Below are 22,286 nucleotides of genomic sequence, written 5' to 3'. Positions count from 1 at the left end.
ACGAAAATCGATCATAGGAGTATTTCGATGGCCAACACAGGTTTCCTCAAGCTCGGCCTCATCGATGTAAGAGGCCAAGAAGCCGCCGATCCGAAGACGAGAGTCGATGCAATCCGACTGGACGGCAGAGTGATCGCGCGCTTTACAGATCTGCGCCTTCCGCCACCTGCTCGGTTGGAACTGGACGCCTTTCCGCAGGCAGCGAACCTGCGCTGCGAGGTGCGTCCGAAACGCTACCGCGATTGCAGAACCGATTTCTTCACTCTCACGGATCGTCAAGAGCTGTCTTACGACCTGCGCGTCCTGCGCATCCCGCAACAGTGGCAGGCCAGTTTTATCGCCTGGACCCAACTGCCGTCACAATTCGAGCCTTTGAAAACAGTGCTGAACGATTCAACTATCAAAGTGATCCAGGGCGAAGCGCTCGGCAGGTACACAGAGGACAGGTATGATCAAGCCGGCCCGGAGCGCACCAAACTTGCGAAGTCCTCTCTGCTGAATCTGTTCACCAAACTCACGATGACGACCGAACCGGTTGGCGGACTGCTTCCCTGGTTCTCCTTCGTCCGACAGATTCTCGTCATCGATCGTCAGAGACTGTATGCCGTGGTTGACGATGCAATGGGTGAGATCGTAGCTCGCATCCGCGAGAATATTCGCGGCTTTGACCACTACGAGCGCGCCGATCACAGTCTCCATTTCCAGAAGCTACAGGACAATCTACCCGACTATCGCGTCTTCAAGACAAAGATGTTCAGCATCAAGACTGATGAGAGCCTGGCCAACCTGCAACTGACGATGGCGCCGGCGCGAGACAATGAAGGCAGGGATGTGCTGCTCCTTGATGCGGATATTGACGAGCACGGTGATCTCCTCAATCACCTGATCGACGTCATTCTCGTTCATCCTGTCTCTGGTGGAACGCATCCGTTCGATATTCACGAATATCTTTTGCGCTCGAATCGTAATTTGCAACTTGGCTACGAATTGGTTTGAGCGGAGAAGGTACACCGGAAGCCCTTTTGAGTTTTGAAGGAAAACCGCTCGTCTGAAGAGACGAATCATCTATTCTCGAAAGAGCTGCAAGCTCGGGGAGTATTGCGCGGTTGGTAAGATTCGCTATTCGGAAGTAGACGGGAGGCGGCCCTGAAAACGACGGCACACTGATCTACATCAAGCCTGCGATATGCGGAGGCGAGCCCGCACATGTGTTCAATTGCGCACAACAGAGCAAGCTGCTTCCGCATGAGAGAGCACCGCGGACCAGTCCTTCAGCGAAAACCAGTTTGAGAGCTATCGAATGCTGGGGCTTCACACTGTGCAACAGATAAGTCAGGGATGGGGCTACGCTGGAGGACTGGGCGCAACGTATAAGCACCGTCTATCTTGGTGAGCCGCTCTAGTGTCGGTGGCTCCTACTACAACGTGCCTTAATCCCACGACCGCAGGTGGGGGATCCTTCATACCTAGTCCTTGCCTTAAGACGAGCACTGGTTTTTCAAAGCGACCGCAAGGTCCATTTGGCAGACACACCGACGGGAAGATTTGGATTCAAGATATCCTACAACGGGGGAAGCCTCCCGCCGGTGGTCGCCGGAACAAATACCTTTCAATTCGGATTCATCGCGGAAACGGCTGATGATACGAAGAAGTAGTCCTCTCGTCGCGACGAACACACCTCATCTCGGGTCGCATCCTAACTGCGATGAAATGTTTCTAGCCTAATTCTCATTCCCATCTGAGAGCGTAATAGTTTTCACATACTGTAGCGAACGGAGGAGCCTCCATAGGGACGCCGACGTGTTGATTCAGGCCGGCCATGAAGGGCGAAGAGTGGGTGCCACCGGAGCTTCGGGGCCGTTGGGCGATGAAATCGAGTGGACGCCAATTGTCGCGGACGAAGCGACAGCGGTTTTGCGAGCGGCCGGAGTTTCGGTCATCCGCGAAAAAGCGGAATTCAGCGGCAGGTACAACGTTCGGATAGCTGTTTTCATTCACTTCGATGGCGCCGATGACGTTTGCGTGAGCGGCGCATCTATCGGGTACGACGACAGCACTGACAAGCCTGCAGCGGACGAATGGAAGGCGCTCTATTCGCGCTACTGGCCATTTAAGTGGATGCCAGACAACTTCACTCGGAATCTTTCGCACTACTACGGCTTCGGCTTCGCGAACACCTCTGATGCTGAGTTGGTGTTGGAGCTGGGCGAAATCAGTTGCCTGGAACAGGCCCAGTGGCTGAAGCCTCGACTCAAATGGCTTGGGCTATTGATCGCACATTTCATTAGCAAACGAATTGGTAGGGGCGAGGTGCCAGACCCCGGTCCGTTTACACAATGAGTTGCGCACCACGATCTACCAGCATTCGGCCGGGTTCTTCTTGAGATAGCGGCGCTAGCCCAAACACAGGCTGGGGCATCTAGACAGGCACGGGAGAAGTGAAGATGACAAAGAAGGGCTATAGGGACAAACAATCTAGATCAACAAAATCTGGGAGCAAGAAACTCACCGCCAGACTCCTAGAACCAGATGATGCCGGAGCGCCGAGATTTTCGCCAAAAGACCCAACCGCCGGTGACTTACAACCACACTGGGAGGCCGGCAAGATTCAAGTCCAATTCAAGATTGGTACTCGACCGGAATTGCTACCGTCGACGGCTACTCTCGCTCCCGAGATTCGTAGCGTTGCGAACGTCAATCTCAGTAACTTGAATCAACTACTGCAGGCGAACGGTCTTCGACAGGCGGAGCCGAGTTTTCAGGCGGTACCGTCGCCGGCGGATATGACTGCGCGCGTTCGTGACCTGCAGCCTCCCGAGCCGTCAAATCGCGAGCACTTTGTCATACTTCACTTCCCAGAGGACGCTGATTTGGTGCGAATATCGGAAGAACTCAACCAGTTGCCTGAAGTCGAACGCGCCGTTCCGGTTCCTAAGGTCCTACCACCAGGCACGCCAGGGAATGAGCCGCGAGTGGGGACTTCTGGCCAAGTAACCGTTGACCCTGGAAGCGGATTAGAAAACCAATGGTACATCTTCCGGTGTAACGTTGATCGGATCTGGGATGACGAAGTTTCTGGCGAAGGCGTCATCATCGCGGACATAGACTGGGGTTACCGCATAACTCATCAAGACCTGGAATCCCGCATAAGCGTAAAACATAACTCCTTCGATGGAGGGAGCGATGTTACCCAGGGGGATTCGGTTAGCCACGGTACAGCCGTGCTGGGTATCGCCGGTGGCGCAGACAACGAGTTAGGAATGGCCGGAATTGCATATGGTGCAACCCTCTGGGCAATTCAAGCTGATTCCGGACCCGGCACACCTGTCGGCGGAGACTCGTGGGCGAACGCGATTGATTGGGTTCGGCGAACTGACAGCGGCGGGAGGCGCAAGATAATTAACCTGGAGGTCCAAACAGGCGGGTTCGGAAACATTGAAATGGTACCGGCCGTGAACCAGGCAATAAAGGATGCTATAGCCAGTGGCGTAGTCGTTTGTGTGGCGGCGGGAAACGGCGACCGCGATGCCGGGATTGACGATTTAGGCGATCCCATTCCACCAACAGGCTCAATTCTAGTTGGAGCAACCGAATACCATCCGACGGAAAACAGGCGAGCCGACTTCAGCAACTTCGGATCTGGAATCATCGTCTCCGCGCCGGGCGACTCGTCGCACGACCTGACCTGTAGCAGCGCCGCCGATGACGGTTATATGAATGCTTTTGGTGGCACATCTGGCGCAACCCCAAAAATTGCGGCAACAGCGGCGTTAATGCTATCGGTAAACCCTCGGCTCAGTCATGCTGAAGTCAGCGCGATTCTTAGGGACACTGGAACCTTCATAGTAACCGATGCTGCAAAGCCCGTTGGTACTTTCCTGAATGCCGAGGCCGCGGTAAGAGAAGCAAACAGCCGAGCGGACAACCAATGAACTCTTTGTTCGTCCGCAATTGTACTCGATAGTCTTCACAGCGTTTTGTGGCAGGTAACTCCTGCCTGGCATCAATCAGATTCTAACCGACACAAGGAGAACTACCATGTATCGTGACGCGAAGAGAATTGCCCATCTGATCTTCATAACGATGTTCCTCGCAACATCGGTTGGCGCCCAGTCTTTCAGACCGGTATTGGGCGTAAAGGCTGATCCCCGGTCCGGCCGAGCAGAAGCCATCAGCTTGCCACCTGATCCCCGCTGCACAGACAATTGCGCGGACCCGGCCATACCCGCTGGGGTGAAGCAACTCATAATCGATGCCAGCAACATGACGACTCAAGGGGACTTGACCTACAAGAAGAGCGACAGAGTCACGGTGGTGCTCAAGAACAAGAACCCATACAGATACAAGTACAAGATTGACACGACAGAAACAACTATCCAGGAAACCGCCATCAGCGCCTTTCTTGCGCTCCTCGGCTCCTTTGTCGGAGATGCGGCTACGCCAGCGAAGCCGCCCGCGCCCCCGCCAGCCGTGGGGACCGCTGCGCCTTCACTAACCAGGACGGCGGATGATGAGTGCAGAGATCAACTAAATGCGATAATCAAGACAATAGATTTAGAGGCGGTTAAAGCCAAAGATGCTCTGAACGCCGCAAAAGCCGAATTGGCCCGCCTCAAGGCTAAACACGAGCTGGTTAGAACCGTCTACACGGCGACCAGGGCAACTCTTTACTTGTCGGCAGGGCTTAGGTGCGATGAGCTTTGTTCTGCGTCCTACGGGTTTCTCGATAGCCTTAGAGATACCGTCACGCCGGCGGAAATCAAGAGCCTTCAAGATCAAATTGACGCGCTGACGGGACACGCAACCGTCGTAGACACTCTAGCCAAGGATGCGATTAAGCGTTACGCACGCTGCGCTAAGCCAGATCAAGTAGATTTCCTCACTACTATGATCGTCTTCGCAGCCGGCATTCGAACTGGTGCCGGTGTACTTCAAACTGATGTCAACACCATCAAAGAAGACATCACCAAGTTTGGCGATCTGAAGAAAGCCATAGACAACGTTCGCGGAAACAAGTCGTCTTTCGTCGAAGTAGTTGAAATAGGTCCCTTCACCCGCACAACTGAAGTCAAGATCGATGTCACTACCAAGGAAATTTCTTCTGTAGACGGCAAGCCTGGTGAAGAGAAAGCGGGCCCCAGCAAATCCGTCAAGATCAAGTTCGGAGATGCGCCTTTCTTTTCATTGTCAGGCGGCATAGTTTTCGCCCGCCTAGTCAAACAAGAGTTCATCCGTGTTCAGGGAATCCAGCTTGATAGTAGCGGCAATCAGGTGATTGTCGATGGCAAGCCGGTAGTTACAACCGTTGTGGAAGCAAAGGAACAGTCCCCGACACGCATTCTGCCGCTCCTTCAGTTGAACGGCAGGCTGATGCGATGGGGCGGGTTTATAGATGGCCTGCACCTGTCTCTTGGCGTAACCGCCAAAAACGACAACAAGGGAACAGATGTGGAATACCTTGTAGGGCCATCTTTCAGTATGGCTGACGAGCAGTTATTCCTCACAATCGGCGGGTACGCGGGACGCAAGCAGCAATTGCTCGGAAATCTCTTCCAAGGAGCACGCGTGCCGGAAGGCACTGCGGAGTTACCCGTCCAAAAGAACTACAAGTGGACCGTTGGGATATCACTCACCTACAAGATTAAGTAGTTGGAAAGGCCTGAGGAAGGATTCGGGAAGTTCCGCTGAGATCGCAATGATCCAGCGGGACTTCCTGTGTCCGCGAGGCATTCGCCCTCGCCATCGTCTTCGAGATCCTCCGCAGTCAAACGCCACGCGCGGCACCACAATTCAGCGCATTAAACAACATCGAAAACGTTGCGTGAGTCTGCGCCCTGTGCTGAGGCCGCAAGCCGAATAACACTATGCGGCCAAGGTTCATTTCGATCGAAACAACTGCCGCTCGGCCCGCCATCAGCTCTTCCCCTTTCAGCCAGCCTGATGCGACTACGTCTGAATTCGGATAGCGCGCCACAACCGACGCTTTCTGCGATGAGAAGCCTTCGACCAGTGCGAAGAACGGGCTGTTGTTGTAGAAGCCATATGTCTCAGCAGGCATGCCCAAGCCTAGCGGATGCGTGTTGTCTACTTGGATGCGAACGATAGTGCCCGGTGCAAAGTGTTGGTCGCGAGTCAGCCCGCGCTTGAGATTGCGAACCGGGATCGGGAACTTGTCGATCACGAGATCGCAGCTCGCGCCCATCGCAATCAATGTCCCGCCTTCGCGAACAAACTGACGAAGCGCTTCGAGGCCTGCATCGCCTATACCGCCGCGATACTCCTCGCGAATTGTCTTAAAGTCGTAACCGTTGAGAATGTCGCGTGGCTGCTGATCGGGTAGGACGATCGCGTCGAACTTCTCTCGAAGCTTGCCCGCTTTGATGTCCGCGTTGTGAAGCGTCGTGTAAGGAAACTCGTATTGCTCGAGCACCCAACGAGTCCAGCCTTCATCCATATTCGAGGTCCATGGTTGATAGAGTCCGAGGCGCGGCGCACGCAGCCGCGAGGTTGAAAGCGGCAGCACCTTGTCAGGCGCGATCTTGCCAGGAAGGGTCGCTGACTTGCCCGGTTTGCCGTTCGGGGCCGGAGCCGCTTGAATGACGAGACCGAAATCTCGGGACAACGCTTGAAGCATTTCGCGCGGAGCCCCCGCCCCGGATACTCTGGGCTTTTCGTTACTCGATAAGAGAACGATGTCCATCTGCACCCCGCCCTTCAACAGCCGATTGACCGCGATTGCCGAATCAGCACCCGCATAGTCGAAACTGAACCGTGAGCCCTCGCCTCGTACTTCGCCGGCTGGCTTCGGAGCCGCATCCAGCTTGCTCAGCTTTGCTGTGTTGGGCAGAGGCTTCTTGACGAACACCGTCTCCACTCCCATCTGCATCCCAAGCGACCACGCAGTCACGTCATAAGGCGGCTCGGGCGGCGAGGTCGGCGACCGGCGCACTTCAGGATAGGTTTGCTTTTCGAGCAAGTCCTTCGCATAGCGCGCGAAGACTTGGTTCATCGGGATAACAAACGTTCCGGCCGCATACTTCTTGCCGTCTGCTTCGAAGTCAGCTTCGGCGCGTGAGACCTCGACGCCGGCCATCTGCAAGCGCTCGACAAGGTGCATCGCTTCGCGAGGATCGTGCTGCTTCTCGACGGGAATGATGATCGCCGCTGGATCGCCCTTCGCGCCAGCTTCGACCGTAGCGCGATTCACTTCGTAGATCTGACGTAGCAACTGCTCGCGATGATCGGCCGCCGTTTCGAGCAACGCCATGGTCGCGATCAATTCGTAATCAACTATGTCGCGCAGAGTCCACTTCCCTCCCAGCCACGGCCGCGGATACTCAGTGCGAGGAGTGATGTCGCGGGGCGGAGGCAATGGCTCGTTGGGATTCTCCATCTGGCGGCGCTGCTGAGTCTGAAAGTCCTCGGTCGTGGCCATAGCCTGCTGGCCGGGTTGGGCTTTGCGCTGCTCGATAGGACTGGCAATGCGCGCGCTCGCGACCTCAGTCAGCAAGCCGACCTGGTTGTGCCACCAACCGCTCCATGCCATCGCTCCTTGCCAGAAGTTTGTGTAAGTCGAGTTGTAAATGATCCCTTCCTTACCCGCAGCCTCGAGCGCCGCCGCCTGGGATTGGCCGAGAATTCCGTTCCAACGATAGATGAGCGGGTGCACATTTTGATTGATCGGATCGGTCGCCGGCATCACGAATATTCGCGCGCCCTGGTTTCCCATCTGATGCTCGTCCAGCCAAACCGAAGGAAACCAGTCGTGCCACAACAAGCGCGCGGTGAGCTGACTCTCCTTCTGCGTGAACATGTACATATCGCGATTGTTGTCGTGCCCGATGTACGGGTGGTAGAGCCACGGCAGCGGGCTGGCTTCGTACTCGGTCCCGACGTTCTTGTTGTACCAATCGGTGACAATGATCTGGCCGTCAGGATTCAAGCTCGGCACCAGCAGGAAAATCACGTTGTCGAGAATCTTCTTCACTAGAGGCGAGTCTTCGGTCGCGAGACGATGCACCAGCTCGAGCACCATCTGCGACGAACCGATCTCGGTCGAATGAATATTGCAGGTCACAAGCACCACAGCTTTGCCTGACCGGAACACTTCGTCGCGTTCGGCGCCGGTAGGCGCACCACCCTGAAAGTAGAGCTTGCGTTCGAGCTGCTTGAAATGATCGAGGTTCTTTATCGTGTCGGCCGAGCTGATTTCGAGAAGGATGAACGGATTGTTGTTCGTCGTTCTGCCAAGCTCGCGCAGTCGCACGCGATCGGAACCGTTCGCGATCAACCGCATGTACTCGACGATCTTCTCCCAACGAGCGAGCTTCTTGTCTTCGCCGACTCGAAAGCCGAGAAACTTCTCCGGAGTCGGAGGTTGATCAGCGGCAATGGCAGATAGCGCTGACATTAAGACTCCAGTTAGAACCAGTGTCATAACTGAGCGATGTAAGAACCTCATCAATGGCTCCTTTTCCATACCTCACTTGCCTGTGAACTCTGGCTTGCGTTTCTCAATGAACGCACGCACGCCTTCTTCCTTGTCCTCGCTCGAAAAGCACAACGCGAAAAGGTCGATCTCTGAATCAAGCCCTTCGCGGAGATTCATTCGCACGGCGTTTTTGACCGATGCCTTGGCCATCGCCAGCGCAACCGGGCTCAACTCCGCGATCTTGTTCGCAAGCTCCATCGTCTTTGCTTCAAGCTCTTCGGGAGCGAAGACGTGATTGACCAGCCCTAGCTGCTTGGCCTCTTCGGCCGAGATCATATCGCCGGTTAGGATGAGCTCCATCGCCTTCCCTTCCCCAATCAACCGAGTCATCCGTTGAGTCCCGCCGCCACCCGGAATTATCCCGAGCTTGATCTCCGGCTGGCCGAGCTTCGCTTTGGTTGACGCAATGCGAATGTCGCACGACATCGCAAGCTCGCAGCCGCCACCCAGCGCGAAACCGTTTATCATCGCAATGACCGGCTTGGGAAAATCCTCGACCGAGTCAAAAGCTCTTCCGCCTTTCATTACTGCCCGCTGTTGAAGCGCGGTCATGCCTGCAAATTCGTTTATGTCCGCGCCGGCGATGAAAGACTTCTCGCCAGCGCCGGTGATGACGACGACCCGAACTTCGTCGTCGCCTTTCAGTTGCTCGAACGCAGCAAGGATCTCCTTGCGCGTCGCGATGTTCAAAGCGTTAAGTTTGTCCGGGCGGTTCACGGTTACGATCGCGATTCGCCCACGCCTTTCGATCAGTACGTTTTCTAGTGCCATGTTTTCCTCTCTGGTCTTTAGTCTAACCGCGGCGGGCGCAGAGGAACGCTGGGAAACTTCGGATTCCTCTGCGCGCCTAAACGCGTCCTCTGCGGTTAATCCCATCAATTCTGAAGATTACTGGGCCGATCTCTCGTGCTCCATTCCCGCTGACGCTCCTCGAACGCTTTGCCGAAGCTAATGCGAACCTCATCTCCGGGTAACGGTCGCAAGCTGTATTGCGCTACGTCAGGTCGATACTGGCCCCGAGAGATTGCATAGTAGATCAGGTCACCCTCGTAAAGATTGTCCTTGTAATACTCGGTCTTGTCGTACGTCATTCCGACTCGCTCCATCACGCGATGCGAGCCAATGTTTCCGGGGTCCGCGAGGGCGTAGATGCGATCAAGCTTCAACTGCTCGAACCCGTATCGAAGGCACGCTCGCGCAGCTTCCGAAGCCCAGCCCTTCCGCCAGTACGCCCTGGCGAGGCCGTAGGTGACTTCCACGTCCGGCGTCACGTGGATGAACTGCAGACCGCAGTGACCTATCAATTCCCCGCTCTCCTTCAGGGTGATTGCCCACCAACCGAAGCCGTACTGCTCCCATCCGGCGAGGAAATAGGCGAGCCAGCTCGCACTCTCGTCTCTTGTCAGTGGGTGACCAGACAGGTACTTCATCACGTCCGAATCAGCGTAGATACGCGAAAGATCATCCAGATCGTCCGCTGTGAACATCCGAAGAAGCAGTCTCGCCGTCTCAATCTCGGGCATACGCGCGGCCACTAAGGTGCTATTCGCCCGTGAACTCGGGCTTACGTTTTTCGCGAAAGGCGCGGATGCCCTCGCGATGGTCTTTGCTCTTTACAAGGATGCTCTGAGCGAGAGCCTCGAGCGTGCGCCCGGTCTGAAAGTCGCTATTGACCGAGTGCCACAGGACTCGCTTAGCAAGCCCGAGCGCCTCGGGCGCTCGCGTCAACAAATGCTCGGCCAGAGCGCGAGTGTGAGTCAACAACGCTTCGTGCGGGACCACTCGATTGACCAATCCGATTCGCTCGGCCTCTTCGGCCGGTATCATCTCTCCGGTGAAGATCAGCTCCTTCGCTTTGCCGTAGCCGATCAGCTTCACCAGCCTTGAACATCCGCCGGCGCCGGGGATCAATCCGATGTTGTTTTCGCGAAACCCGAATTTCGCCTGGTCGGAGGCGATGCGAATATCGCACGACAGCGTTATCTGCAAGCCCGCGCCCGTGCACGGTCCGTTGATCGCCGCAAGCACGGGCTTCTCGATCACCTCGAGCTCATCGAAGAACTGAGTGAGGCGGTGGTTCTCGGCTCGAAACTTCCGCGTAGGCCAGTCGCGCTCGAAGTACTCGATGTCACCGCCTGCTGAGAAAGCGCGGCCCGCGCCGGTGAAGATCACGACGCCAATGTCTTCGTTTGTTTGAAGCTCGGTGAACAAGCGCGAGAAGTCTTCGCGCATCTCTTCGTTGATGGCGTTGAGGCGGTCGGGACGATTGAAGGTTATTGTTGCGATGCGGCCGGTAAGCTCGAAGAGGATTGTCTTGTAGGGCATGATCTCGTTTCGCGCAAAGACCGCAAAGACTCGCAAAGAGCACAAAGTTTATTTCGTCGCGACGACAACTGATTTTGTTTCGGTGTAGTAGTCGAGCGCCTCGATGCCGTGCTCTTTGCCGAGGCCGCTCTGTTTGAGGCCGCCAAATGGAAGCTCGTCATAGATGACCTGCGCCGAGTTGATCCACGTATAGCCCGCATCGATGCGTTCGGCGGCGTGGGTCGCTCGATTCAGATCGTTGGTCCAGATCGAGGAACCCAAACCAAAGATCGAGTTGTTGGCCTTCTCAATCGCTTCATCCAGACTCTTCACTCGAAAGATCGGAAGCGCCGGCCCGAAGACTTCCTCAGTCGCCACGCGCGCATCTTCGGGCACGTCGGCGAGCACCGTCGGCGCGTAGAAGTATCCGCGATCGTATTCGCCTCCTCGCAAGCGATCACCTCCCGCCAGCACCTTCGCCCCGCGATCAATCGCGTCCTGCACCTGAGCTTCAACCTCGTCGCGTTGGTTCGCTGAGTGAAGCGGCCCGATCATAGTGCCTTCAGTCATTCCGTTTCCCACGCGGAGCTTCGTGGCCCGCGCGGCAAGCTTTTCAGTGAAGTCGTCGGCGATCGAGTCGAACAGGTAGAGCCGCTTGATCGCAAGACACGCTTGACCGCAGTTGAAGAATCGCCCGGTCGCCGCAGCCTTCACCGCCTCCTCGAGATCAGCGTCGTCACACACTATCATCGGATCCGACCCGCCGAGCTCCAAGGTAACGCGCTTGATCCCTTGCGCCGCGGAAGCCATCACCCGGCGGCCCACTTCGGTCGAGCCCGTAAAGCCGATCTTGCGAACCAGGGGATTGGTGACGATCTCTTCGCCGACGACAGAGCCTTGACCGGTGACGACGTTGAGAGCCCCTTTGGGCAAGCCTGCTTCGAGGAACAAAGCAACTACCCGGAGATCCGTGAGAGGCGTCGTTTCGGCGGGTTTGATCACCATCGTGTTTCCCGCAAGCAACGCCGGGCCGATCTTGTTGCCCATCAAAGACACCGGAAAATTCCAGGGCACAATAGCGCCGACGACACCGAGAGGACGCTTGATGATCAAGCCGTACTTGTGGGCGTCAATCTGCGGAATGTACCCGCCCCGGATGTTCTTGCCGAGCCCGGCGTAGTATTCGATAGTGTGGGCGTAGCGGCGTATTTCAAGAGTAGCTTCGCGCAGCGGCTTGCCCTGTTCTTTCGTCAGCAACGTCGCGAGTTCCTTCTCGTGAAGCTGAATCAGACCAACCGCCCGCCGCAGCACATCGGCGCGCTTTGCTTGAGTCCACTCGCTCCAAACGGCGAACGCTTGATGGGCAGCGTCGATTGCTTCGCGCGCGTCCTCGACCGTTCCGCGCGGGGCGGTATCGACCAGCTCGCCGGTCGCCGGATTGAGAACTTCGATTGAGTTTCCGCTACGGGAGCCTACCCACTCGCCGCCGATTAACATTTGAGCCATACTATCTCTCCCAATGATGGGTTCCGGTTGAAGCTTATTCGTTCCGGGATATCCGCTCGAACAACAGGGCAACCTGGCAGGAGAAGCCCGGCAACAACGGCGACTCAAGTTTGTCAGCTTCGTATAACGTTGCGACAAAGTGTAGTTGCGCTTGGTCCCGCCGATACACGTCGACAGAGCGTAGCATCCAGCTTACGATCCAGTATTCGCTCACACCGCGGCGCGAGTAGAGCTGCAGCTTCGCTTCACGATCCCGACGCTCGTTCGCGCTGCCGGGAGAAAGGACTTCCACAACCAGCTCGGGGGCGTCGTGGAACTTACCATCCGCGCCAAGCGCAATGGCGAGCCTTTCGTTGCTAGCCCAGACGACATCGGGCGCAACATCATCGTCTTCGGCAAAGATAATACCTGGGGCGAAGTATGTCCTTCCCAAACCCATGGTCTTGTTCCAGTCTCGCAACTCACCAAAGATCTCTCCGCAAACATCTTGATGATTTGCATGCGGTTGCTTTGACATATAGAGCTCTCCATCGATGATCTCGTATCGAGTGCCGTCGTCCGGCATCGATTCCAAGGCTCCAGAGGTCCATCGCGTCGTCGTTGTACTCATATCCGCTCTACCTCGCTTTCCGCAGGACTACAACTGTTGGCTACTCCCCGATCGGGATTCGCGCGAATAGCACCGACACCGGACAGGAAAATCCGGGAAGTACGGGCGACTGGAGCGTGTCAGCTTCACCGAGAGTTCCAACTAATTTCAGCTCTGCCTCTTCTCTTCGATAGACATCGACGGTGCGGGTCTGCCAACTCGCGATCCAGTACTCGCTGACACCGCGGCGAGAATAGAGCTTGAGCTTCGCCACCCGATCTCGCCGCTCATTCACGCTGCCCGGCGACAGAACCTCGATGACAAGCTCGGGCGCATCGTGGAGATGGCCATCCGACCGAAGCGCTGCAGCCAATCTGGAATTGCTTATCCAGACGATGTCCGGCGCAACATCGTCATCCTCGGCGAAGATCAGGCCTGGCGCGATTGCTACCTCGCCAAGTCCCGCCTCTTCATTCCATGTTTCGAGCTGATGAACAAACTTGCTGCAAACGAACTGGTGATAGAAGTGGGGCTGGGTCGACATATACAATTCTCCGTCGATTATCTCGTAACGATTGCCGTCGTCCGGCATCCTTTCGAGATCCGCAGAGGTCCAACGTGTCGTTGTACTCATATTGTCTACCTCGCTTTCCCCAGGTGAAGCTTGGCTCGTCTCGCTAACCACGAAAAAACTGATCTCACGTTAACGCGTAATAACCACACCCTTAGGCTCCAGATAATAATCAAGCGCCTCAGGTCCATGCTCACGACCGAAGCCGCTCGCCTTCACACCACCAAACGGCAGCTCATCGTAGCCATAATGCAGCGAGTTCACCCACACGTTCCCCGCTTGAAGCTTATCGATCGCCGTTTCAATGTTGTCCAGGTTCTTGGTCCAGATCGACGAACCCAGCCCGTAGATCGACGCGTTCGCGCGTTGAAGCGCGTCATCGAGGCTGCTCACTCGGAAGATCGGCAGCACCGGCCCAAATGTTTCCTCCTGCACAGCTCGCGCGTCATCGGGAACGTCTACAAGAATCGTCGGCAGATAGTAATGACCTTTCTCGTACTGGGCGCCTTCAGGTCGCGCGCCGCCGAGCAGCACCTTCGCGCCGCGATCGATTGCGTCTTTGACCTGTGATTCGATCTCTTCGCGCTGCGCCGCCGTGTGCAGCGGACCCATTCGAATCTTCGGCTTCTCGGCTTTAGTCATACCGTCGCCGACTTCGTAGCGCGCGACCTTGCTCGTCAGTCCCTGGACGAATTCATCGAAGACCTTGTCGAATATGTAAAGCCTCTTCACCGCAAGACACGCCTGACCCGCATTCCAAAAGCGGCCAACCATCGCGCCGGTTATCGCCTTTTGAATATCGGCGTCGTCGCAGACGATCATCGGATCTGATCCGCCGAGCTCGAGCGTCACCCGTTTGAAGTCTCCGCAAGCAACCTCAGCAACGTGCTTGCCAGTCGCAGATTCTCCGGTGAACGCGATGCGCCGCACCTTTGGGTTCTTCAGCAACTCCTCGCCGACAACGCCGCCCGGTCCGGTGATGACATTCAACACACCTTTCGGAATGCCGGCCTGGTTCATCAACTCGATGATGCGAATCGTCGTAAGCGGTGTCGTCGAAGCGGGCTTAACGACAACAGTATTCCCAGCCGCGAGCGCCGGCCCGACCTTGGTGCCCATCAAAGTGAGCGGAAAATTCCATGGCACGATCGCGCCGCACACGCCGAGCGGCTTGTGTACCACCATGCCATAAGCGTTCTTAGCCGGTAGCGGGACGTGTGCGCCGCGCACCTTCGAAGCGAGTCCCGCGTAGAAGTGCAAGCCGTGATCGAAGTGCTCGAGCTCGCCGCTCGCTTCCTGAAACGGCTTACCCTGCTCCCGGCACAGCAATTCCGCCAGGCTCTTGCGCTCGGCTACTACGAGTTCCGCGGCCTTGAAGAGAAGCTTGCCGCGATCTTCTGCCGACGTGTGCGACCATTCTTCAAAAGCCGCCTCGGCTGCGTCGATCGCTCGGCGCGCATCCTCTTCGGCGCCTTTCGGAGCGGTGTCTACAGCTTCGCCGTTGGCTGGATTGTGTACTTGATAGGTCGCGCCGCTGATCGCATCGACCGATTCTCCTGCTATGAACATCTTCGCCATCTATTATTCCTCCCGATTTGGTCCGAGTTCAGAGTTCAAGCTTTAGCTTGCGGTTCTGATCCTTTGAAGGAACGCAAGCTAAAGCTTGAACTCTGAACTCGGACTAATAACTATTTCCCCTTAAACTGCGCCTGCCGCTTCTTCGCGTAGGCGTCTAGCCCTTCCTGGGCATCCTCACTCTCAAACAGTTGTTGCAACAGCTCGCGTTCGAGCGCCAACGCTTCAGCCTGCGGCACCTCAAACCCTGTTTGGACTGAGCGCTTGATCAGTCCGACAGCCTTGCTGGCCTTTGCCGGTGCTACAAACTGCCGCGCGTATTCGAGGACCTTCTCAAAAAAGTTTTCCTCTTCGAACACGTGGTTCACCAGCCCAATCTCGTGAGCTTCTTCGACTGAGATCGTGCGTCCCGTCGCAAGAAGCTCCAGGCCTTTCGCCTTTCCGATGATTCTCGGCAGCCTCTGCGTCCCGCCCATTCCCGGCAACAAACCGAGATTAATCTCAGGCAACCCGAGCATCCCCGGCCCCTTCTTCGCGATGCGCACGTCGCAAGCCAGCGCGATCTCGAGCCCGCCGCCGACCGCATGGCCGTTGATCGCGGCGATGATCAGCTTCGCGGTGTTCTCCATTCGCATCAGGGTTTCGTTGCCGTGCAAGCTGAAGAAGTAACGGAACTGTGCCGTTGCCGACAACAGCATCTTGATGTTCGCGCCCGCGCAGAAAAACTTGTCACCCGCCCCCCGAATCACAACCACATGCACGTCCTCGTCGAGCCTGGCTTCGAGGATCGCGTCGTCCAGATCGCGCATCATCTCGTAGGTATAGGTGTTCGCGGGCGGGTCGTGCAGTTCGATGATCGCAACGCCGTTCTGAATGCTGTAGTTGACCAGCTTGTTTTCCATCGCTTCTCTAGTCATGAATTCTCTCCATCAACTTAACCACGACACAGAATTAACCACAAAGGCACAAAGACACTAAGCCGGACAGGAACGAGAAAGGTTTCGCTAAATTCGTTCTCAATATAGAGCATTTCCTTTGTGTCTTTGTGCTTTTGTGGTTAGTCCCGCCTGTGCCTTCGTGGCTAGTCCCGCATTCATTTCTGCCAAATTGAAACCGAACGTGCCAGGTGCGCCTCACGCCCGGTCTCTAGCCTCTCGGCTTCAAGCGCCTTGTCTCCGAGGAACCCGCTCAGAAACAGCCGGGTGATGTTGTTCGATAACCCCGCCACGTCCACGTCCTTCCGCGCGTTATACCAGTTATAAGTCCAGTTCATCATGCCGAATAGCGAGAACGTCGCGACTCTTGCATCGAGTCCTTCAACCCGGTTCTCACGAGCTATCTCATCAAGCAAGTTCATAACAAGGTTCACATACTGGCGCTTCTTCGCGTTGACCTTCTTGAACAAGTCACCGCTGATCGAATCTGCTTCGTGCGAGAGTACTTTCATTTCGTTCATGTTTTGAACGAAGTAATTCAGGTGGTTCTCGATGAGCAGTTTCAAACGCCGAACTGGATCATCGACGCCCTCGAGCAGTCTTCGGCAATCGCCGATCACCGTGCTGAAGCAGTAATCCTGTATGAGAAAGAGCAGTTCTTCTTTGCTTTTGAAGTAGTAGTATAGCCCCGACAGGCTCATCTTTGTAGCACGCGATATGTCACGCATGCTGGTTGAGTGGTAGCCCTTGTCCGCGAACACCGCCGCCGAGGTCTTGAGCACGTGCACTAGTTTCTGGTCGTATTTTGACTGCAGGTCAGAGGGCATAGTGTAAGACTCGAATATGACGCCTCGAACAAGTGTTCGATGATAGAAGTCTGAAAGGCTCTCAGTCAAGGCGAGCTGCTTTAGATGGCCGAGATCGGTTTCCGATTTCTCGAGGGTAGGAGAACTGAGAGGGGTTAGGTTGCTGAGAACACGCGAGACGAACGCCTAGCCAAGGATGCTATCAACGTTGAGAGTTAGGCTTGGTATCGTTGGTGATATAAGCTTCTTGCCGCGCTTGAGTCGTTGGACTTTTTGGTATTTCCCGTTCGTGGGTTCGCTGTGAACCTCGATGAAGTCTTTCATCAATACAATCAACCAGGCCTCCGGAATGCCCACTCGCGCGTACAACGGCAGTTTCACGTTGCGATCAAACTGTATCGAAGTGTCGGCCACTTCGATGACCAGCAACACATCGGCGGGCACCGGGTGTGAACGGCGATAGAAATCGCTGCGCGGCTTCAGCAGGCAGATATCTGGTTGGGGCTCTGAGTACTCATCGATGCCAATCGGTCCTTGAACTCTCACAATCGCCGCCCGCCCTAGCCTACGGGTTAGAATCGTGCTCAACGCGTCTACACATCCCTGGTGGGTGCTGCCAATTGGGCTCATCTCTACGACCTCGCCTTCAATCAGCTCAACCCGATCGTCCTCGGAAAAGACGCCACCCTTCGCCATCCGATAGTATTCATCAACGGTGAAGTAGTGCTTTTGAAATTGAACCGACATAATCACCCAGGCTGTGTGTTGTTTGACCGATTGCGAAAGCGCATCGGCGCCAAAATAATACCACAATGGTTGTGCGATGGACTATTCACAGCGAGTGAAACGACACAGAGCATTGGGCCACAAGCTGGACGGCCCTTTTCGATCGCGCAGTGAGTGGTAGAATACCGGCGCTCGAAATCCGGCATGACCAAACACCCTGATCGCAACACTGACAGCGCCGTTCAAGACGCACACGAACTCGGAAAGCTCGGCTACGCACAGGAGCTCTTCCGCACGATGGGCGGCTTCTCGAACTTTGCTATTTCGTTTTCGATCATCTCGATCCTCACCGGGGCGGTCACGTTGTACGGGCACGGATTGACCATGGGCGGTCCGGCTGAGATGGCTTTCGGATGGCCGCTGGTGACGCTGTTCACGCTGACGGTCGCTATGAGCATGGCCGAACTTGCTTCTGCGCTGCCGACCGCCGGCGCGATGTATCACTGGTCCTCGAAGCTTGGCGGCAAGGGATGGGGCTGGTTCACGGCCTGGTTCAACATCGTCGGCAACATAACCGTGCTCGCAGGGATCGACTACGGCTGCGCCCAGTTTCTTACGCCGCTTCTAGGCCTGAACGCGACGACGACGAACCTGTTGCTTGTGTATGCGGCAATCCTGACTTCGCACGCGTTTATCAACCACTACGGCATTCGACTGGTTGCGTTGCTCAACGACTTTAGCGTGACCGTTCACATCATCGGCGTGTTCGCGATAGTAGCCGCGTTGTTCATCTTCGCGCCTAAGCAGCCCGCGAGTTTTTTCTTCAGCGCAGTCACTAACAACCCTCAAGGCTCGCCATACTGGTGGGCGTTTATCGTCGGGCTGCTGCAAGCGCAGTGGACGTTCACTGGCTACGACGCGTCCGCGAGCGTGTCCGAAGAAACCGTCGATCCGCGCCGAAGGGTGCCGTGGGGAATGGTAATGGCAGTCGTTGTATCGAGCCTCGTCGGATACCTCTTGCTGATTGCACTGACCCTGGCTATCAAAGACATTCCCGCGGTGCTGAGCGCCAAGGACGCGAGTGGCAATGATGTTCCCGCGGTGATTACGATTCTCGACGGTGCGCTCGGTGCTAGAGCCGGCGCGCTGTTCTCAGCGTTGGTGGCGATGGCGATGTGGTTTTGCGGACTGTCGGCGGTGACGTGGTGCTCACGAGTCATCTACGCCTTCTCGCGTGACAACGGTATGCCGGCATCGAAGCTTTGGAAACAGGTAAGCAAAAAGCACCTCACCCCCGCGCCGGCAATCTGGCTGTGCGTCGCGGTTGCATTCGCGGCGGCGGTTTATGGCGGGGCCTATTCGGTGGTGACCTCGATCAGCGTGATCGGACTCTACTTCTCGTATACGATCCCGGTCTTCCTAGCTTTGCGAGCCAGGCGATCGAACGCCGGCGCCGAATACGCGCAGCGAGGACCGTGGCATCTCGGACGGTACAGCTCGGCGATCAACGTAGTTGCGATCATCTGGGTTGCATTCATCTGTGTGATTCTGAGTGTTCCCGACAACGGTCGCGCTGGAAAGACAATCGCGGCGGTCACGGTCTTGCTCGTGTTTTGGTACGTGGTGAGAGCGCGACGGACGTTCACCGGACCAGCCTGGTCAGCAACATCTCTCACCGCAGAGGCGCAGGGTCCGCAGAGATGACGCAGAGACTTGCCATCTTCTCTGCGTGATCTCTGCGTTCTTCGCGCCTCGGCGGTGATCTTCAGTCGAGGCAACAACTTGAACCTCAACGAGCTGACGCAAACATTCGCCCTCGCCAACGAGTTCAAAGAAGGCGATCTGCTGGTCGGCGGGACGCGCGACGAGCAAGTACGCAAAGAAGCCCGCGAAGCGCTCGCTTCAATTCGCCTCGGCGAGATCGCCAAAACGGCACTGGTTGAAGATCAAGTCACAGAGGCGCTCGGCCGGGCCATCGACACCCAACGTTCAAACGAATTGTCTCGCTTGACGGTCGGTGAGCTGAAGCAAATCCTGCTCGCGGCTGATGCAGCATCCTGGGCGCGGCGATATCGCGACGGTCTCACAAGCGAAGCGATTGCGGCCACAGCGAAGCTGATGACCAACGACGAGCTTGGATCGGTGTCGCGTTCGCTTTTCAATCCGCTGCCTGGCGACGGCATCGCGATTGGCTCACAGCAGCATTTCGGTTCTCGCATTCAGCCCAACAGCCCGGGAGATAACGAAGAGGAAATCCTCTTCTCGATTCTCGAAGGGCTGACCTACGGCTGCGGCGACGTGATCATCGGTCTCAATCCCGCAAGCGACGACGTTGACACAATCGTCCGTCTCGAGCAGCTACTCTGCAGCGTCGTCGAGCGTCTGGAACTGCCCACCCGTTACGCAGTGCTGTCAGACATAGTGAAACAGACCAGCGCACGCGCGCGAACTCGTGTCGACGCAGGCTTTCAAAGCCTGGCTGGAACCTCGAAAGCGATCAGGGGGATGGTTGGGCTCGACGTGGACGGGCTGCTCGATCTGGCGGGCGGATTCAACGGCCTCTATTTCGAAACAGGCCAGGGCTCGGCCGTCACCAATCAAGCAGCGGAAGGCGTGGACATGGTCACGCTCGAAGCTCGCGCATACGGCGTCGCTCGATATCTTCGGCAGCGCACCGGCGCATGGATGATTGTAAACGACGTCGCCGGATTCATCGGGCCTGAAGTTTTTCGCACCGGCGATCAACTTCTTCGCGCGTGTCTCGAGGACACGATGATGGCCAAGCTCCACGGGATCACGATGGGGCTCGACGTGTGTGCAACGTTTCATATGGGAATAGAACCGCGCGAGCTTCGGCTGCTCGCCGAGTCGATCGTCGAACGCGCGGCCCCAGCTTACCTGATGGCGGTAGCCGGGAATGCCGATCCGATGCTCGGCTACCTCACGACTTCGTTCAGGGAACATCCTGCAATTCGCCACCGAAGCAGCAAGCAGATTTCTTCTGCGATGAAGGGCCGCTTGCTTGCGCTCGGGGTGATGAAGGAGTCGGGCGAGGCCGCAGGACACGGCGCCCAGTCGCTCTATGCGGCTTATCAGAAGGCTGGCGGCGACACTCGCGCGGTTGCAACGTTGAGCGAGGAAGCAACAAAGAGGATCGCTGTTCTTGCCGAACGCGGATTTGATCTCGGTTACGGCTGCAATGCGGATTTCACGGCTCCGGTTGAAGTCAACGCCCGAATCGACGCGATCTACTCACACGCCCGGCGAGCGCTGTACGCAACGCTGGATGACGTCGTCATCGGAGCAGTCTGCCCGCACTTTCTTCGCGTTCGCACCAAGGCTTCCGGCCGCGACGAGTACCTCGCACATCCGCCTTGCGGCGAGGCGATTCGCGACGAGGACGCCGCGCACGTCAGGGCGCTCTATCTATCAAGCCGCCCGCGTGTGCAGGTGGTGATCTCAGACGGACTCAATCCGAACGCACTCAATGAAAACCTGCCCCTGGTGCTTCCCGTCGTGCGCCGGCACCTTGTGCAAGCGGGACATCGCGTCGGCGACATCGACATTGTCATCCAAAACGGCCGCGTGCGGGCAGGCTATCATGTCGGACTGTTACTCGACATCGAGGTGGTCATTCACTTCATCGGTGAGCGGCCGGGCACCGGGATCGACACGATGTCGGCATACTTGACCTACGGCCGGGACAAGGCCGGCCAATCAAGATGGGGGTCTGATGTTGACCACTCGTGGACTAACGCAGTGTGTGGTATTCATCGTAAAGCGAAGCGTCCTGACGCAGCAGCAAACGAGATCGCGCGATTGGTGAATCGGATGTTCGAGCAGCGTTGTTCGGGGGTCGGGCTGACATAGCGCCACTGCCGAAAAACGGTGACGTTCACCTTTCTTTCGAAAGCGCCACGAACTGCATCCGAAGATCGGCCAGAACGTTTTCAAGCAAATTGGCTTCTTCTTCCGTTAGGTTGCCGCGCGTTTTGGTTTCAAGCATGCCCAGCATATCGATCAGATGACGCGCCGCCTCGAGATCCAGCGGGGGAGCTTCTTCGCCGGGGGTCTGAATCAAACCGAGGTGCACTGCGGCTTCGACTGCAAGCATGTTCGCCAGGCTGAAAAAGGAAGGTTCGGGCAACCTCGAAGACTGGGGCCCGCGAGCCTGGTTGTAAGCCTGCTCTACCTGGCCTGCGGCAGCCTGGCCCGCGGCAATCGGCGCCTTAGTCGAAGCGGGGCTGGTCGCGCTACTTTCACTCGCGGCGGCGGCGGCTTGAGGCGAAGCGCCCGCCTGAGGTTGCCCCTTCGCCCCGTCACCGGGAAACGAAACGACATTGCTGGCCGGCTGCTCAGGCAATGGAGCTGGCGCTTCGGCTTCCTCGACGCCGGGCGCTTCTGGTTCAGCCGAGTCGCGCGGACTCCCGTCAGTGTTGTACTTTCTTCGGTCGGTAACTTTGAAACCAGTTTCTTCTCGTTCAGCCATATCGATTCACCCAGGAAAGAGATTCATCATTGAGAGCAGTTATGCTAACACCGGAGGCGGAGAAGAGCGAAGGGCGAAGCCGAAGATCGAGGATCGAGGATCGAGGATCGAGGATCGAGGATCGAAGATCGAGGATCGAAGATCGAGGATCGAAGATCGAGGATCGAGGATCGAGGCATCTTCCTTCCGATCTTCCATCTTCGATCTTCCATCCTCGAGCCATCCTCAATCTTCTATCCTCGATCTTCCATCCTCGAGCCATCCTCAATCTTCTATCCTCGATCTTCCATCCTC

19 protein-coding genes are annotated in these 22,286 nt (G+C 56.7%); 6 read left to right on the top strand and 13 right to left on the bottom strand.

Translation table 11 applies throughout. From position 1 onward, the window contains the following. Positions 1–27 precede the first annotated feature (27 nt). From AABO57_12225 to AABO57_12210, 4 genes are all read left to right on the top strand, one after another. On the top strand, positions 28–996 hold the full coding sequence (locus AABO57_12225; GenBank protein MEK6286500.1) for a hypothetical protein: 969 nt from the start codon (positions 28–30) through the stop codon (positions 994–996). 837 nt (positions 997–1,833) lie between these two features. Then, positions 1,834–2,340, top strand: a complete 507-nt coding sequence (locus AABO57_12220; protein MEK6286499.1) for a hypothetical protein — start codon at positions 1,834–1,836, stop codon at positions 2,338–2,340. 104 nt (positions 2,341–2,444) lie between these two features. Then, positions 2,445–3,932 carry a S8 family serine peptidase gene (locus AABO57_12215; GenBank protein MEK6286498.1) on the top strand — a complete coding sequence of 496 codons (1,488 nt, stop codon included), beginning with the start codon at positions 2,445–2,447 and terminating at the stop codon, positions 3,930–3,932. A 106-nt stretch (positions 3,933–4,038) separates the two neighbouring features. Then, positions 4,039–5,649 (top strand): hypothetical protein, encoded by a 1,611-nt coding sequence (locus AABO57_12210; GenBank protein ID MEK6286497.1) that lies wholly within the window; start codon positions 4,039–4,041, stop codon positions 5,647–5,649. 115 nt (positions 5,650–5,764) lie between these two features. Here AABO57_12210 and AABO57_12205 read toward each other — a convergent pair whose 3' ends face one another. The 11 genes from AABO57_12205 to AABO57_12155 form a co-directional block, all read right to left on the bottom strand. Next, a complete protein-coding gene (locus tag AABO57_12205; protein ID MEK6286496.1) occupies positions 5,765–8,410 on the bottom strand; it encodes a M14 metallopeptidase family protein in 2,646 nt (881 codons plus the stop codon). 72 nt (positions 8,411–8,482) lie between these two features. Beyond that, the gene (locus tag AABO57_12200) at positions 8,483–9,262 is read right to left on the bottom strand and encodes an enoyl-CoA hydratase-related protein (GenBank protein MEK6286495.1); all 780 of its coding nucleotides are present in this window, start codon (positions 9,260–9,262) and stop codon (positions 8,483–8,485) included. Positions 9,263–9,366: 104 nt separating this feature from the next. After that, on the bottom strand, positions 9,367–10,014 hold the full coding sequence (locus AABO57_12195; protein MEK6286494.1) for a GNAT family N-acetyltransferase: 648 nt from the start codon (positions 10,012–10,014) through the stop codon (positions 9,367–9,369). Positions 10,015–10,033: 19 nt separating this feature from the next. After that, complete coding sequence (locus AABO57_12190) at positions 10,034–10,816, bottom strand: enoyl-CoA hydratase/isomerase family protein (protein MEK6286493.1); 783 nt, start codon at positions 10,814–10,816, stop codon at positions 10,034–10,036. A gap of 48 nt (positions 10,817–10,864) precedes the next feature. Continuing rightward, positions 10,865–12,301, bottom strand: coding sequence for an aldehyde dehydrogenase family protein (locus tag AABO57_12185; GenBank protein MEK6286492.1), 1,437 nt, complete (start codon positions 12,299–12,301; stop codon positions 10,865–10,867). A gap of 34 nt (positions 12,302–12,335) precedes the next feature. Continuing rightward, a complete protein-coding gene (locus tag AABO57_12180; protein MEK6286491.1) occupies positions 12,336–12,911 on the bottom strand; it encodes a Uma2 family endonuclease in 576 nt (191 codons plus the stop codon). Between the two features lie 40 nt (positions 12,912–12,951). After that, positions 12,952–13,524 carry a Uma2 family endonuclease gene (locus tag AABO57_12175; protein ID MEK6286490.1) on the bottom strand — a complete coding sequence of 191 codons (573 nt, stop codon included), beginning with the start codon at positions 13,522–13,524 and terminating at the stop codon, positions 12,952–12,954. A 69-nt stretch (positions 13,525–13,593) separates the two neighbouring features. Next, positions 13,594–15,039: an aldehyde dehydrogenase family protein gene (locus AABO57_12170; protein ID MEK6286489.1), complete on the bottom strand. Its 1,446-nt coding sequence runs from the start codon at positions 15,037–15,039 to the stop codon at positions 13,594–13,596. A 110-nt stretch (positions 15,040–15,149) separates the two neighbouring features. Continuing rightward, positions 15,150–15,953: an enoyl-CoA hydratase/isomerase family protein gene (locus AABO57_12165; protein MEK6286488.1), complete on the bottom strand. Its 804-nt coding sequence runs from the start codon at positions 15,951–15,953 to the stop codon at positions 15,150–15,152. A 176-nt stretch (positions 15,954–16,129) separates the two neighbouring features. After that, complete coding sequence (locus tag AABO57_12160; protein MEK6286487.1) at positions 16,130–16,798, bottom strand: TetR/AcrR family transcriptional regulator; 669 nt, start codon at positions 16,796–16,798, stop codon at positions 16,130–16,132. A 165-nt stretch (positions 16,799–16,963) separates the two neighbouring features. Continuing rightward, positions 16,964–17,524 (bottom strand): Uma2 family endonuclease, encoded by a 561-nt coding sequence (locus tag AABO57_12155; GenBank protein MEK6286486.1) that lies wholly within the window; start codon positions 17,522–17,524, stop codon positions 16,964–16,966. Between the two features lie 183 nt (positions 17,525–17,707). Between AABO57_12155 and AABO57_12150 the strand changes: the two genes are divergently transcribed. Both AABO57_12150 and eutB read left to right on the top strand, forming a co-directional pair. Continuing rightward, complete coding sequence (locus tag AABO57_12150; GenBank protein ID MEK6286485.1) at positions 17,708–19,207, top strand: amino acid permease; 1,500 nt, start codon at positions 17,708–17,710, stop codon at positions 19,205–19,207. 78 nt (positions 19,208–19,285) lie between these two features. Then, complete coding sequence (gene eutB / locus AABO57_12145; protein MEK6286484.1) at positions 19,286–21,373, top strand: ethanolamine ammonia-lyase subunit EutB; 2,088 nt, start codon at positions 19,286–19,288, stop codon at positions 21,371–21,373. 25 nt (positions 21,374–21,398) lie between these two features. On the opposite strand, the gene AABO57_12140 is transcribed toward eutB, so the two are convergent. After that, the gene (locus AABO57_12140; protein MEK6286483.1) at positions 21,399–21,992 is read right to left on the bottom strand and encodes a DUF1844 domain-containing protein; all 594 of its coding nucleotides are present in this window, start codon (positions 21,990–21,992) and stop codon (positions 21,399–21,401) included. Further along, the coding region (locus tag AABO57_12135; protein ID MEK6286482.1) for a hypothetical protein at positions 21,985–22,286 on the bottom strand (302 nt) is incomplete at its 5' end. The genes AABO57_12135 and AABO57_12140, both read right to left, overlap by 8 nt.

The organism is Acidobacteriota bacterium, from assembly GCA_038040445.1.
Lineage (GTDB): Bacteria > Acidobacteriota > Blastocatellia > UBA7656 > UBA7656 > Onstottus_A > Onstottus_A frigus.
This window is presented reverse-complemented; position numbering and strand designations above follow the sequence as displayed.